Annotated in this window: 13 protein-coding genes; 7 read left to right on the forward strand and 6 right to left on the reverse strand. The window is 32.7% G+C overall.

The features are described 5' to 3' along the window. Positions 1-85 precede the first annotated feature (85 nt). The 5 genes from efp to BUA98_RS06380 form a co-directional block, all read right to left on the reverse strand. Positions 86-652 carry an elongation factor P gene (gene efp, locus BUA98_RS06360; protein WP_072970794.1) on the reverse strand — a complete coding sequence of 189 codons (567 nt, stop codon included), beginning with the start codon at positions 650-652 and terminating at the stop codon, positions 86-88. Between the two features lie 137 nt (positions 653-789). Beyond that, positions 790-1575, reverse strand: a complete 786-nt coding sequence (gene lpxA / locus BUA98_RS06365) for an acyl-ACP--UDP-N-acetylglucosamine O-acyltransferase (RefSeq protein ID WP_029270176.1) — start codon at positions 1573-1575, stop codon at positions 790-792. A gap of 74 nt (positions 1576-1649) precedes the next feature. Next, the gene (locus BUA98_RS06370) at positions 1650-3038 is read right to left on the reverse strand and encodes a bifunctional UDP-3-O-[3-hydroxymyristoyl] N-acetylglucosamine deacetylase/3-hydroxyacyl-ACP dehydratase (protein WP_072971763.1); all 1389 of its coding nucleotides are present in this window, start codon (positions 3036-3038) and stop codon (positions 1650-1652) included. After that, a complete protein-coding gene (gene lpxD / locus BUA98_RS06375) occupies positions 3031-4074 on the reverse strand; it encodes a UDP-3-O-(3-hydroxymyristoyl)glucosamine N-acyltransferase (RefSeq protein WP_072970795.1) in 1044 nt (347 codons plus the stop codon). The genes BUA98_RS06370 and lpxD overlap by 8 nt, the downstream gene beginning before the upstream one ends. Positions 4075-4113: 39 nt before the next feature. Beyond that, positions 4114-5343: an HD domain-containing protein gene (locus tag BUA98_RS06380; RefSeq protein WP_072970796.1), complete on the reverse strand. Its 1230-nt coding sequence runs from the start codon at positions 5341-5343 to the stop codon at positions 4114-4116. Positions 5344-5566: 223 nt separating this feature from the next. Between BUA98_RS06380 and porX the strand changes: the two genes are divergently transcribed. From porX to BUA98_RS06405, 5 genes are all read left to right on the forward strand, one after another. Beyond that, a complete protein-coding gene (gene porX / locus BUA98_RS06385; RefSeq protein WP_072970797.1) occupies positions 5567-7120 on the forward strand; it encodes a T9SS response regulator signal transducer PorX in 1554 nt (517 codons plus the stop codon). Positions 7121-7200: 80 nt separating this feature from the next. Further along, positions 7201-7608: a tRNA (adenosine(37)-N6)-threonylcarbamoyltransferase complex ATPase subunit type 1 TsaE gene (gene tsaE, locus BUA98_RS06390; protein ID WP_072970798.1), complete on the forward strand. Its 408-nt coding sequence runs from the start codon at positions 7201-7203 to the stop codon at positions 7606-7608. Positions 7609-7709: 101 nt separating this feature from the next. Beyond that, positions 7710-8183: a GNAT family N-acetyltransferase gene (locus BUA98_RS06395; protein WP_072970799.1), complete on the forward strand. Its 474-nt coding sequence runs from the start codon at positions 7710-7712 to the stop codon at positions 8181-8183. Between the two features lie 84 nt (positions 8184-8267). Next, positions 8268-9467 carry an alanine dehydrogenase gene (locus tag BUA98_RS06400; protein ID WP_072970800.1) on the forward strand — a complete coding sequence of 400 codons (1200 nt, stop codon included), beginning with the start codon at positions 8268-8270 and terminating at the stop codon, positions 9465-9467. A gap of 36 nt (positions 9468-9503) precedes the next feature. Beyond that, on the forward strand, positions 9504-9890 hold the full coding sequence (locus BUA98_RS06405; protein ID WP_072970801.1) for a DUF4258 domain-containing protein: 387 nt from the start codon (positions 9504-9506) through the stop codon (positions 9888-9890). A 119-nt stretch (positions 9891-10009) separates the two neighbouring features. On the opposite strand, the gene ung is transcribed toward BUA98_RS06405, so the two are convergent. Beyond that, the gene (gene ung, locus BUA98_RS06410; RefSeq protein WP_072970802.1) at positions 10010-10678 is read right to left on the reverse strand and encodes a uracil-DNA glycosylase; all 669 of its coding nucleotides are present in this window, start codon (positions 10676-10678) and stop codon (positions 10010-10012) included. 111 nt (positions 10679-10789) lie between these two features. On the opposite strand from ung, the gene BUA98_RS06415 reads away from it, so the two are divergent. Continuing rightward, entirely contained in the window at positions 10790-12955 is a 2166-nt protein-coding gene (locus BUA98_RS06415; protein WP_072970803.1) for an endonuclease MutS2, read from the forward strand. Between the two features lie 224 nt (positions 12956-13179). Then, a complete protein-coding gene (locus BUA98_RS06420; RefSeq protein ID WP_072971766.1) occupies positions 13180-13593 on the forward strand; it encodes a thiol-disulfide oxidoreductase DCC family protein in 414 nt (137 codons plus the stop codon). Positions 13594-13747: the final 154 nt, after the last annotated feature.

A 13747-nucleotide genomic window follows, 5' to 3' on the forward strand; every position in this document is an offset into this window, starting at 1 on the left:
TGTCAATTAGAAAATAAAAATTATTCAATTTCTGCGTAAGCATCAATTTTCTAATTGACTCATTGACAAATTATCTAATTAAAAATTACTCTTTTACACGCTCCATGTAATTTCCTGAAGCAGTATCAATTTTAATTTTATCACCTTCATTGATGAATAACGGAACGTTTACTGTTGCTCCAGTTTCTACCGTAGCAGATTTTGTAGCATTTGTTGCTGTATTTCCTTTTACCCCCGGCTCTGCATAAGTAACTTCAAGAATTACAGAAGATGGCATGTCTACAGACAAAGGTAAATCAGTTTCAGTATTTACCTGAACCATTACACTTGTACCTTCTTTTAACAATCCCGGAGCATCCAGAATGTTTTTATTCAAAGAAATTTGCTCAAAAGATTCTGTGTTCATAAAATGAAATTCATCTCCTTCAGCATATAGAAACTGGTAATTATGCGTCTCTACACGCACATCGTCAATTTTATGTCCTGCAGAAAATGTATTATCTAATACTCTTCCTGTAGTTAAACTTCTCAATTTTGTTCTTACGAAAGCTGGACCTTTCCCCGGTTTTACGTGAAGAAATTCAACGATTTTATAAATGTCGTGATTGAATTTAATACACAATCCGTTTCTAATATCTGATGTAGATGCCATTTTTTTTAATTTTAGATTTTAGAATGTAGATTTTTGATTCTAAACGGAATCAAAAATCTACATTTTATTGTTTTATATTTTATTTGAGCTTTAATGATGGAGTAAGAAATCTAAAATCAGAAATCTAAACTCTAAAATTAATAATTTCCTGAATAACCTTTCATAATTCCTCTCGATGAATTTCTGATAAAATCTAAAATTTCATCTCTCTCAGGAGTAGCTTCCATTTCTGCTTCAATAATACTTAAAGCCTGAGTGGTATTGTAATTCTTTTGATATAAAATTCGGTAAATTTCCTGAATTTCTCTAATTTTTTCTGTGCTAAAGCCTCTTCTTCGTAAACCAACAGAATTGATTCCAACATAAGATAACGGCTCTTTAGCGGCTTTTGTATATGGCGGAACATCTTTTCTTACCAAAGATCCTCCAGAAATCATAGCATGATCTCCAATGTGGATAAATTGGTGAATCGCTGCCAAACCTCCAATTACAGCATGGTTTCCAACAACCACGTGACCTGCCAATGCAACTCCGTTTACAATAATTGCATTGTTTCCAATTTCGCAATCATGCGCAATGTGAGCATAAGCCATTACTAAACAGTTGTTTCCAAGAATAGTCTGTCCAGATGCTACTGTACCTCTATTGATCGTAACACACTCTCTAATTGTGCAGTTATCTCCAATAATAGCCAAAGAATCTTCTCCGCCAAATTTTAAATCTTGTGGCACTGCAGAGATTACGGCTCCTGGAAAAATATTGCAATTTTTACCAATTCGCGCGCCTTCCATAATGGTCACATTTGAACCAATCCAGGTACCATCACCAATAACAACATTATTGTGAATTGTTGTAAAAGGCTCGATTACAACGTTTTTAGCGATTTTAGCGCCAGGATGAACATATGCTAATGGTTGATTCATCTGTATGTTTTATATTTTAAATTAAAATAGTCTAATTTGGGCAACAAACGTAAACAATAATTTTCATTAAAGTATTATTGTTTTTTTACAATTTGAGCCATTAATTCTGCCTCGGTAACTAATTTACCGTTTGCGTATGCATTTGCCTGCATATGACAGATTCCTCTTCTGATTGGAGAAATCAATTCGCATTTGAAAATTAAGGTATCACCAGGCAATACTTTGTGTTTGAATTTAACATTATCTATTTTCATAAAATAAGTCAAATAGTTTTCAGGATCCGGAACGGTACTTAATACCAAAATTCCACCTGTTTGTGCCATAGCTTCCACAATTAAAACTCCCGGCATTACCGGAGCTTCAGGAAAGTGGCCAACGAAGAAATTTTCATTCATTGTAACATTCTTCAAACCTACAACATGTCTGTCTGACATTTCTATAATTCTGTCAATCAATAAAAACGGTGGTCTATGTGGCAACATAGCCATGATTTTATGAATATCCATTAAAGGCTCTTTGTTCAAATCATAAACCGGCACATGATTTCTTTGCTCAATTTTGATGATTTTCCCAATCTTTTTAGCAAACTGTGTATTTACGTAGTGTCCTGGTTTGTTTGCGATAATTTTCCCTTGAATTCTTACACCAATTAAAGCTAAATCTCCAACAACGTCTAATAATTTATGACGCGCAGCTTCGTTTGGATAATGTAAAGTAAGATTATCTAAAACACCATTCGGTTTTACAGAAATTTTATCTTTACCAAACGCTTTCTTTAAATTTTCCATTGTAGAATCAGAAATCTCTTTATCTACATAAACAATGGCATTATTCAAATCTCCACCTTTAATTAAACCATGCTCTAATAAAGACTCTAATTCATGTAAAAAACTAAAAGTTCTTGAATTAGCAATTTCATCTTTAAAATCAGCTATGCTTTTCATAGTTGCATTCTGTGTACCTAAAACTTTAGTCCCAAAATCAACCATAGCAGTAACCTGATAATCATCGCTTGGCATAACCAGAATTTCACTTCCTGTAGCTTCATCTGTAAAAGAAATTACTTCTTTTACAACATAAACGTTACGTTTAGCGTCTTGTTCTTCAATTCCGGCTTTTTCTATTGCTTCAACAAAATATTTCGAAGAACCATCCATAATTGGAAGTTCTGAAGCGTTTAATTCTATGATAACATTATCCAAATCACACCCAACTAATGCAGCTAGTACATGCTCAGGAGTTTGAATTTTTACACCTAATTTCTCTAAATTGGTACCTCTTTGTGTATTAACAACATAATTAGCATCAGCTTCAATCACTGGCTGACCTTGCAAATCTACTCTTACAAAAGTGAAACCATTATTAATTGGAGCTGGTTTAAAAGTCATTGTAACTTCTTTTCCAGTATGTAATCCAACTCCTGTTAGTGAAATTTCATTTTTGATGGTCTTCTGTTTAACCATTATTTCCATTTTTTGGGTTTATTATTTGTTTTTTTAATTCATCCAGTTCGGACACAATTTTAGGTAAATTTTTAAAATGGACATATGATTTATTAAAATCAGTATATCCAAGTGATGGCGTTCCCTGCAATATCTCATCATCTTTGATGTTTCTTGCTACTCCTGACTGAGCCTGAAGCCTAACATTATTTCCTATAATTAAGTGTCCTGCGATACCAACTTGCCCGCCAATCATACAGTTTTCGCCAATTTTTGTAGAACCTGCAACGCCTGATTGAGCAGCAATTACGGTATTCTTACCAATTTCTACATTATGGGCAATCTGAATTTGATTGTCTAATTTAACTCCTTTTCTTATAATGGTAGAACCAAGAGTAGCTCTGTCTATTGTAGTATTCGCGCCAATATCTACGTTATCTTCTATAATTACATTACCAATCTGCGGAACTTTACTATATACTCCCTCTTCATCTGGTACAAAACCAAAGCCATCAGCACCAATTATAGTTCCCGAATGAATGGTGCAATTATTTCCGATAATGGTTTCTGAATATATCTTAGCCCCGGCAAAAATATATACATTGTCGCCAATAATAACATTATCGCCAATAAAACTGTTCGGATAAATTTTCACATTATTACCTAAAACTACATTTTGTCCTATATAACTAAAGCTTCCTAAATATAAATTTTCTCCATATTTAGTTCCTTCAGACATAAAAGATTGTGCTTCTATTCCATTTTTATTCAGTTTAACTTGATTGTAAAACTGCAAAAGTTTAGAAAAAGACGCATAAGCATCTTCAACTTTAATCAAGGTTGTAGTAATTTCCTGTTCCGGTATAAAGCTATCATTAACAATTGTTACTGAAGCCTTAGTAGTATATATGTAGTTGATGTATTTGGGATTAGCCAAAAAGGTAAGCGATCCTTCCTCGCCTTCTTCTATTTTAGATAACCGAGAAACTTCTGCGTTAGGATCCCCAACAACTTCTCCTTCTAAAATTCCCGCTATTTGTTCTGCTGTAAATTTCATTGCGACAAAAATATAAAAAATAGATTTTAAATGTTAATTTTAGATAAGTTGTTTTGGAAAACAGATGTAATATTTTGTCACCAATTTAGATAACGATTTCAAATTCAACTGATCAGACGCTTCTACAACGTCTTCAATAGTTTTATCTTTTTTCAAAATTCGTATCGGTTCAGCCTCTTTGCTGTAAGCCTGGTTTTTAATTTTTCCTCTAAAAATAAAATATCCGGCATCAACAGCCGAAATATGATGCTCTTCTGCAAACTCTTCTTTCATGGATTGCGACTCTTCCATAGGAATCTTTTCTGCACTCAACTTTATCTTCAGTAAATCCCTGTTTATGATCATTTTACTTAAAGTAGAAAGTATAAAATCATCATATTTTTGCCAGGCTTTTAAAGCACTTATAATATCAAAATCATCCAATTGAGAAAATAAATCCAGCTTTTCAGCATCAAAATCTTCCAGGGCAACTTTGTTTTTCATAAAAAACAAAAGTGGTTCACTGCAAGGCAACGAATTTCCTTTTAAAGTTAGTTCTTTGGCTCTTTTCAATACTTTCATCAAAATTAACTCAGCCACTAAACTCGTTTTATGCAAGTAGGCCTGCCAATACATCAATCTTCTGGAAAGAAGGAATTTTTCTACTGAATAAATTCCTTTTTCTTCAATAACCAAAACGCCGTCAACAACATTCATCATCTGAATCAATCGCTCAGAATTGACATTTCCTTCAGCAACTCCGGTATAAAAACTATCACGTTTTAAATAATCCATTCTATCCATGTCTAATTGACTTGAAATCAACTGTAACATGAACTTTCTGTGATACTCGCCTTTAAAAACCTGAATTGCCAAACTCAATTTCCCGTCAAACTCTTCATTTAACTGGTTCATAAACAATAGCGAAATTGCCTCATGATTCACATCTTCAACAATACTTTTTTCCATAGCATGAGAAAATGGCCCGTGACCAATATCATGCAATAAAATAGCAATTAATAAGGCACATTCTTCATCATTTGAAATGGCAACTCCTTTAAAACGAAGTGTTTCAACAGCTTTCTGCATTAAATGCATACATCCTAAAGCATGATGAAAACGGGTATGATTAGCACCCGGATAAACCAAATACGACAATCCCATCTGTGATATACGGCGTAAACGCTGAAAATATGGGTGTTGAATTAAATCGTAAATAAGTTCGTTCGGGATTGAAATAAACCCATAAATGGGATCATTAAATATTTTTAACTTGTTGATCTGAGTCACTATTTAGTTCTTTTTTGGTCAACAAATATAAGTAAATAACTATAAACAACTTTCGGTTTTTCACTTAAAAATCAACAATAATTTATACTGATTTCCAAAGTAATACCGTAATTAAAAAAAGATTTTAAACTAAAAACAGCATTCATTATTCTGAATTTTATACTATTTTTAATACTTTTTAAGTTCTATACTTCTAAATTGCATTAAAAATTAAAATACGTTTATGGACAAGATAAAAATACTTTGGGTCGACGATGAAATCGATCTTTTAAAACCACATATATTATTTCTGGAGAAAAAAAACTACGCTGTAACTACCTGCAACAATGGATTAGACGCTATTGCTTTGTTTGAAGAAGACAATTTCGATATTGTTTTTTTGGATGAAAATATGCCCGGAATGAGCGGTTTGGAAACACTTTCAGAAATGAAAGAAAAAAAATCGGCCATTCCGATGATTATGATTACCAAAAGTGAAGAAGAATATATAATGGAAGAAGCCATTGGTTCTAAGATCGCTGATTACCTGATTAAACCCGTAAATCCGAATCAGATTTTATTAAGTTTGAAGAAAAATCTGGATCATTCGAGATTAATTTCAGAGAAAACTACTTTAGATTATCAAAAAGAATTCCGCAAAATCTCCATGGAATTAGCAATGGTTAATTCTTTTGAAGATTGGGTTGAATTGTATAAAAAATTGATTTTCTGGGAATTAGAATTAGAGAATATCAACGATCAGGGAATGATTGAAATCCTTGAATCTCAAAAAGTGGAAGCCAATTCACAATTCGGAAAATATATTGAAAGAAATTACGAAGACTGGTTTGCACCAAAAGCAGATAAACCAATTCAATCTCACAATTTATTTAAAGAATTAGTTGTTCCTGAACTTAAAAAGAAAGACAAGCCTATTTTATTCGTAGTTATTGATAACTTACGTTACGATCAATGGAAATCCTTTGAAACTGTAGTTTCTAACTATTATAAACTAGAAAAAGAAGTTCCCTATTTTTCTATTCTTCCAACGGCAACACAATATGCAAGAAATGCAATTTTCTCTGGTTTATTACCGATAGAAATGGAAAAACAGTTTCCGCAATATTGGAAAAACGATGTTGAAGACGGTGGAAAAAACCTTTACGAAGCCGAATTTCTTTCCGCTCAATTAAAACGTTTAGGATTAAACATTAAAGAAGATTATTTTAAAATCACCAATTACGCAGGTGGTAAAAAATTAGCAGAAAATTTCAAAGCTTTAAAAGGCAATGATTTAGTAACGGTTGTTTACAATTTTGTCGACATGCTATCGCACGCTAAAACCGAAATGGAAGTGGTAAAAGAACTTGCTTCTGACGATAAAGCGTATCGTTCTTTGACTTTAAGCTGGTTTAAAAACTCTCCGCTTTTAGAAATTATTCAACAGGCACAACTTTTAGGCTTTAAATTAATTTTAACCACAGATCACGGTACAATTAATGTAAAAAATCCTTCGAAAGTGGTTGGGGATAAAAATACAAGCTTAAATTTGCGTTATAAAACCGGCCGTAGTTTAACTTACGAGCAAAAGGATGTGTACGTTGTAAAAGAGCCAAAAGACATTGGTCTACCAGCCATAAATATGAGTAGTTCTTTTATTTTTGCTAAAAATGACTATTTTTTAGCTTATGTAAACAACTACAACCATTATGTAAGTTATTACAGAAATACGTATCAGCATGGCGGAATTTCATTAGAAGAAATGATAATCCCGTTTTTGGTTTTTAACCCTAAATAAAAAAAGTTTTCAGTCGCAGTTTTCAGTTTTCAACTGAGACTAAAAACCGCGACTGAGACTATTATAAAAATAAATACAAAATGAATATCGTTTTTTCATTAGATCAAATTCAGGAAGTAGCGGAGCAAATTATAGCTTCAAATCCAAAAAAAATTATTCTTTTCAACGGAGAAATGGGCGTTGGAAAAACTACTTTAATTAAGCAATTATGTAAAAGTCTGGGCGTTCAGGACGCGACAAGTAGCCCAACCTTTTCTTTAGTTAATGAATATTATACTTCTAACAATCAAATCGTTTATCATTTTGATTTTTACAGATTAAACAAGGAAACCGAAGCGCTTGATATGGGCGTTGATGATTATTTGTATTCTGGAAATTGGTGTTTTATTGAATGGTCTGAAAAAATCGCAAGTCTAATTCCGGAAGAACATTCTACAGTTACAATAGATCTGTTGGCAGATGGAAAAAGAAACTTAGAGCTAGTTTAAAATTCCACAGAGATTCACGGAGAATCACAAAAACTATTTTAAAAAAACTTTGTGAACCTTTGCAAAAAACTTCGTGTACCTCTGTGTAACAACATATTATTATGAATACCAAAAATACAGTAGAAATAATCCCCTACTCACCAGATTTAAAAGAACACATCAAAACCTTAAACAAAGAATGGCTTCAAAAGTATTTTAGAGTTGAAGATAAAGATGAATTAGTACTTTCAAATCCACAAGAAGAAATTATAGACAAAGGCGGAATGATTTTCTACGCGAAATATAATGAGGAAATTCTGGGAACAGTGTCTCTAATGAAACTTGACGACAACACTTTCGAATTGAGTAAAATGGCTGTTTCGGACAAAGCACAAGGTCTCGGAATTGGAAATAAACTATTGATTCACAGTATCGCTGTTGCAGAAGAAAACAATATTAAAAAATTGCTTTTATATTCGAACAGAATTTTACTGCCTGCTCTTCATTTATATGAAAAATTTGGTTTTATTGAAGTGCCATTGGGTGACGTCAGTTACGAAAGAGCCGACATAAAAATGGAAAAAACAATCTCTTAATATTGACTTTTAGTATTAGCAGAATATTTACACTAATTTTAAAACTTTTTACGTAATTTGTACTCTTAATTATTCGCATAACCCATGTCAATTACTTTAACTCCATTTACGAAACAACAATTGTTGCCACAAGAAGAAAAACTTGAAGTGGGCCGATTTAAAAGAGAGCTTTTCATAGGAATACCTAAAGAAACGAGTTATCAGGAACGTCGTATTTGCCTAACGCCGGACGCAGTAAATTCACTTACCTATGAAGGACATCGTGTAATGATTGAATCTGGTGCCGGAGAAAGTTCTAGTTATTCTGACAAGGAATATAGTGATGCGGGTGCAGAAGTAACAAAAGATACCAAAAAGGTTTTTGGCTGTCCGATGTTGCTTAAAGTAGAACCACCAACTTTGGCTGAAATTAAAATGATTAATCCGGAAACGATTATTATTTCAGCTATACAATTAAAGACAAAAAAGAAAGAATACTTTGAAGCTTTAGCTCAAAAAAAGATAACTGCATTAGCCTTTGAATATATTAAAGATGAAGATGGTTCATATCCAGCCGTAAAATCTTTAAGCGAAATTGCCGGAACAGCATCTATACTTATTGCTGCCGAATTAATGATTACAGATGAATTTGGAAAAGGATTATTATTCGGAAATATTACCGGTGTCCCTCCTACTGAAGTTGTGATTTTAGGTGCCGGAACTGTTGGCGAATTTGCAGCTAAAACAGCAATCGGACTTGGTGCAAATGTGAAGGTTTTCGACAATTCAATTACCAAATTACGTCGTCTACAGAATAATTTGAATCAAAGAATTTTCACTTCTACTGTTCAGCAAAAAGCTTTACTTAAAGCATTAAGACGTTGTGATGTAGCTATTGGCGCTATGCGTGGAAAAGAACGCTGCCCGATTGTAGTAACAGAAACGATGGTGGAACACATGAAAAAAGGTGCCGTAATTGTTGATGTTAGTATAGATACTGGAGGTTGCTTCGAAACCTCAGAAGTTACTACCCATGAAAAACCGACTTTCATAAAAAGCAATGTTTTACACTATTGCGTACCAAATATCCCATCAAGATATTCCAAAACCGCCTCATTATCAATCAGTAACATATTAACTCCATACCTACTTCAAATAGCAGACGACGGTGGTTTAGAAAGCTCTATCAGATGTAATAAAGGTCTAAAAAACGGAGTTTATTTATACCACGGAATCCTAACAAATAAAGCAATTGGCGATTGGTTCGATTTGCCAGATAACGATATTAATTTACTTGTATTTTAAAGGAACTTTACCTTACCTTTGCAAAAAATTTATTTCATGAAGTTCGTACATCGTTTTGCTTATTATTTGATTGGTTTGATTATGGGATGCTTTTTTGTAGCCCTTGTTTTTAGTGGAAAAGATACGCGTTGTAACTACTTCCCGAATGCCAGAGTTTTAAATAATTTGCGTACAAAACCTTTTCAATATTCAGATAAGGCAATTCAGACTTTGAACGAAAAATGGGTTGATACTGCAGATATCAAAAACACATTAACCTACGGAGATGTTGATTTTGATCAAAGTAATGTTGACTTTAAAAAAGGAAAATTATACATCATTGAAGGTAAAACGGTAAAAAATCAAGAAATTATTCTGAAAGTAGTTAACTACGAAAAGAAAGCCGTTTTAGAGGAGATTGTTAAAAAACCTACTGAAAAATAGTAAAGTTTTTGTCATTTCGAGGAACGAGAAATCACACACGAAACTCGACAAAGATTGGCGATATTCTACACGGAATTACTAATGTGATTTCTCCTTCGTCGAAAGGACAAGATTGTGTACTACCACTCAATTTCCTTAAGCCTTTTTGATTTCAGAAAAGCATTTGTTTTACTAAAATGTTTGTTACCAAACCATTTTCCCTGATTCGCACTCATTGGAGACGGATGTCCCGATTCTAAAACATAATGTTTAGATCGGTCAATTTTTAATCCTTTTTTTTGAGCAAAACTCCCCCATAATAAGAAAACAACATTTTCTTTTTTATCTGAAATAGCCTGAATAACAGCGTCTGTAAAAAGATTCCATTTTAAATGTTTATGACTATTTGGACTATCTTTTCGAACGGTCAAAGAAGCGTTTAAAAGTAAAACGCCCTGATCTGCCCAGTTTTCTAAATTTCCAGAAGTAGGCATAAAAACAGAATCCAAATCAGAATTTATTTCCCTGAAAATATTACGCAGAGAAGGCGGGATTTTTACATTGTCATTTACTGAAAAACTTAATCCATTGGCTTCTCCAACTCCATGATAAGGATCCTGGCCAATAATAACCACTTTTACATCTTTGAAAGAACAATGATTAAAAGCAGAAAAAATTAAATCTAAAGGCGGATAACAAATATGATGTTTACAATCTTCTTCTAAAGAAGCAAGCAATTCTTTAAAATACGGTTTTGCAATTTCATCTACTAAAACATCTTGCCATTCCGGAGAAAGATTAATTTTCATATTATTAAATTTATTTACAAATTTCGCAAAGTTTTTTTCAAAGTACTAATTAATAGTACTATTTCGTTTTAAAACTTTGTAACTTTGAACCATTACAACTTACGATATATAATGATATCCATTACCGAAAAAACATTACAAGATTTACAATTTCCAACAGTGCTCGAAACCATTTCGGCTGGCTGTAACACAGATATTGGAAAAGAAAAAGCTTTACAAATAACACCATTTAGAGATAAAGAAACTTTGATCCAGGCTTTGATGCAAACATCAGAATATGTTTCTTCTTTTCAAAATAACAACGCCATTCCGAATCACGGATTTGACGCCATAACACACGAAATCAAATTCCTGGCTATTGAAGATAGTTTCCTGGAAGTAGGAAGTTTTAGAAAAATTGCCACACTTTCGTCAACATCAAATTTCTTGCTGAATTTCCTGAAGAAATTTGACGATTATTATCCAAATCTAAATGCAAGAGCATCCCGAGTTGAATATACCAAAGATATTGTTACACTAATTGACGCCATTGTAGACAAATACGGAGAAATAAAAGATAATGCCTCTCCAGCCCTTTTGAGTATTCGTCAGAATATGAATATTGTTCGAGGAAAAGTAAATCAAAGTTTTGGAGTTGCACTTTCTCATAATAATAGTCTTGGTTATCTGGACGATATTAAAGAAAGTTTTGTACAAAACCGTAGAGTATTAGCGGTTTTAGCAATGTATCGTCGTAAAGTAAAAGGTTCTATTTTAGGAAGTTCTAAAACCGGAAGTATTGCTTATATTGAACCGGAAGCTACTTTACAATATTCGAGAGAACTAGCAAATCTTGAATATGAGGAAAAGGAAGAAATTACAAGAATTCTAAAACAATTATCCAATCAGATTCGTCCGTACTTACCTTTGTTAATTGAGTATCAGGAATTTTTAAGTGATATTGATGTTGTTGCCGGAAAAGCAAAGTATGCCAATAGAATCAACGGAATATTACCAACCATTACAGAAGAAAGAAGATTATTCTTTCGAGAAGCGTATCATCCTATTTTGTATTTGAATAACAAGCAAAAAAACGAAATTACGCATCCGCAAACTATTGAATTAAAGCAAGATAATCGAATCATTGTAATTTCTGGACCAAATGCCGGTGGAAAAACAATTTCGCTTAAAACGGTTGGTTTATTACAATTGATGTTACAATCAGGAATGTTGATTCCGGTTCACGAGCGAAGTGAAACTTTCTTATTTGACCGAATTTTGACGGACATTGGAGATAATCAATCTATTGAAAATCATTTAAGTACTTACAGTTATCGTTTAAAAAACATGAATTACTTCCTAAAGAAGTGCAACAAGAAAACCATGTTTTTAATTGATGAATTTGGTACAGGTTCTGATCCGGAATTAGGAGGTGCTTTAGCAGAAATTTTCCTGGAAGAATTTTACCATCGTGAAGCTTTCGGAATTATCACAACGCATTATTCCAATTTGAAAATTCTCGCAAACGAGTTGCCTTTTGCAACAAATGCAAATATGATGTTTGATGAGAAATCATTAGAACCAATGTACAAATTAGCTCTTGGTCAGGCCGGAAGTTCGTTTACTTTTGAGGTTGCCTTAAAAAATGGTATTCCGTTTGGACTGATTAATCGTGCGAAAAAGAAAATTGAAGTTGGAAAAGTCCGTTTTGATAAAACAATTGCAACACTTCAAAAAGAGCGTTCCAAATTGGAAAAGACTTCTATTAATTTAAAAGAAGAAGAAACCCGCGCACGCGAGGAAAGTAAAAAGATGGAAAACATCAATGTAAAAATTAAGCAAAAATTGGAAAGCTATCAGGAATTATATGACAGCAACCAAAAAACGATTTACATTGGCCAGAAAATTGAAGACATTTCAGAGAAATATTTCAATAATAAAAACAAAAAAGAACTTATTGGAGAATTTTTAAAAATCATAGAAATTGAAAATTCAAAACGTAAAAAAGCAACTCCAAAAGAAGCTAAAGCCATAATCGAAAAGAAGAAAGAAGTGATTGCCGAAGTTTCTGTTCAGGTTGAAGAAATCAGAAAAGAGAAAAAAGAGAAGAAACTTAAACCTGTGACCGAAAAACCAAAACCGATTTTAAAAGTGGGTGACCGAGTAAGAATGTTAGACGGAAGATCTGTTGGAAGTATCGATTCAATAGAAAAAAATAAAGCAACTGTAAATTACGGAATCTTTACTTCAAAAGTAAGTTTAGATGAATTGGAATTTGTTGAGGCGGGGAAGAAATAGTTTTTAGTCTTCAGTCGCAGTTTTCGGATCTGAAATTATGATGAAAAATCATCAAAATTAAAATAAAGCGATTAAAGCGAATGTTTTCAAAAAAGCGAGAATGAAGATCGGAAATTTTTAATAAGCTTTTAAAATAAATTTATGTGAGTCAATTTTGATTTAGTAAACTTATTAAAATGAAATTCGTAATAGATAAAACAAATAGCACAAAACCATTGAAATTCATGCCCGATTTTCCACCAAATAAAAAAATCATCCTCTTCGACGGTGTTTGCAATTTATGCAACAATGCAGTTCAGTTTATCATCAAAAATGATAAAAAAGATATTTTTCGTTTTGTTGCTTTACAATCAGAATTGGGAAATGAAATTTGCAAATACATTGGAGTGGATCAAAATAAAATTGATAGTATAATTTTATATAATCCTGGAGTTGCCTATTATTATAAATCTTCAGCAGCATTAGAAATTGCTGAAGACTTAGGAGGAATTTATAGCCTGATTTCAGTTTTAAAAATATTTCCTGAAAAACTTCGAAATTACGTTTACGATCATATTGCGAAAAATCGTTACAAATGGTATGGCAAAAAAGAAAGTTGCATGATCCCTACTCCGGAATTGAAAGCAAAGTTTTTATAGTAAAAGCTCTTTTGAAAATGAGTGCCCTAGCCCTGATAGAAGCGGCATCCTTTTATGGTGGGGTTCACCATAAAAGATACAGCGGATAGCAGGAAATAGCTCCTGAAAATTCTAATTATAAAAAAAATCCCAAATTCAAATCTATTACAATTTG

The sequence above is a fragment of the Flavobacterium saccharophilum genome, from assembly GCF_900142735.1.
Taxonomy (GTDB): domain Bacteria; phylum Bacteroidota; class Bacteroidia; order Flavobacteriales; family Flavobacteriaceae; genus Flavobacterium; species Flavobacterium saccharophilum.

What these genes read in the sequence shown, in the direction of transcription:
- efp (WP_072970794.1), bottom strand. Translation starts at nt 652, where the DNA reads ATGGCATCTACATCAGATATTAGAAACGGATTGTGTATTAAATTCAAT.
- ung (WP_072970802.1), bottom strand. Translation starts at nt 10,678, where the DNA reads ATGAAAATTAATCTTTCTCCGGAATGGCAAGATGTTTTAGTAGATGAA.
- BUA98_RS06370 (WP_072971763.1), bottom strand. Translation starts at nt 3,038, where the DNA reads ATGGTTAAACAGAAGACCATCAAAAATGAAATTTCACTAACAGGAGTT.
- lpxD (WP_072970795.1), bottom strand. Translation starts at nt 4,074, where the DNA reads ATGAAATTTACAGCAGAACAAATAGCGGGAATTTTAGAAGGAGAAGTT.
- BUA98_RS06420 (WP_072971766.1), top strand. Translation starts at nt 13,180, where the DNA reads ATGCCCGATTTTCCACCAAATAAAAAAATCATCCTCTTCGACGGTGTT.
- porX (WP_072970797.1), top strand. Translation starts at nt 5,567, where the DNA reads ATGGACAAGATAAAAATACTTTGGGTCGACGATGAAATCGATCTTTTA.
- tsaE (WP_072970798.1), top strand. Translation starts at nt 7,201, where the DNA reads ATGAATATCGTTTTTTCATTAGATCAAATTCAGGAAGTAGCGGAGCAA.
- BUA98_RS06415 (WP_072970803.1), top strand. Translation starts at nt 10,790, where the DNA reads ATGATATCCATTACCGAAAAAACATTACAAGATTTACAATTTCCAACA.
- lpxA (WP_029270176.1), bottom strand. Translation starts at nt 1,575, where the DNA reads ATGAATCAACCATTAGCATATGTTCATCCTGGCGCTAAAATCGCTAAA.
- BUA98_RS06400 (WP_072970800.1), top strand. Translation starts at nt 8,268, where the DNA reads ATGTCAATTACTTTAACTCCATTTACGAAACAACAATTGTTGCCACAA.
- BUA98_RS06405 (WP_072970801.1), top strand. Translation starts at nt 9,504, where the DNA reads ATGAAGTTCGTACATCGTTTTGCTTATTATTTGATTGGTTTGATTATG.
- BUA98_RS06395 (WP_072970799.1), top strand. Translation starts at nt 7,710, where the DNA reads ATGAATACCAAAAATACAGTAGAAATAATCCCCTACTCACCAGATTTA.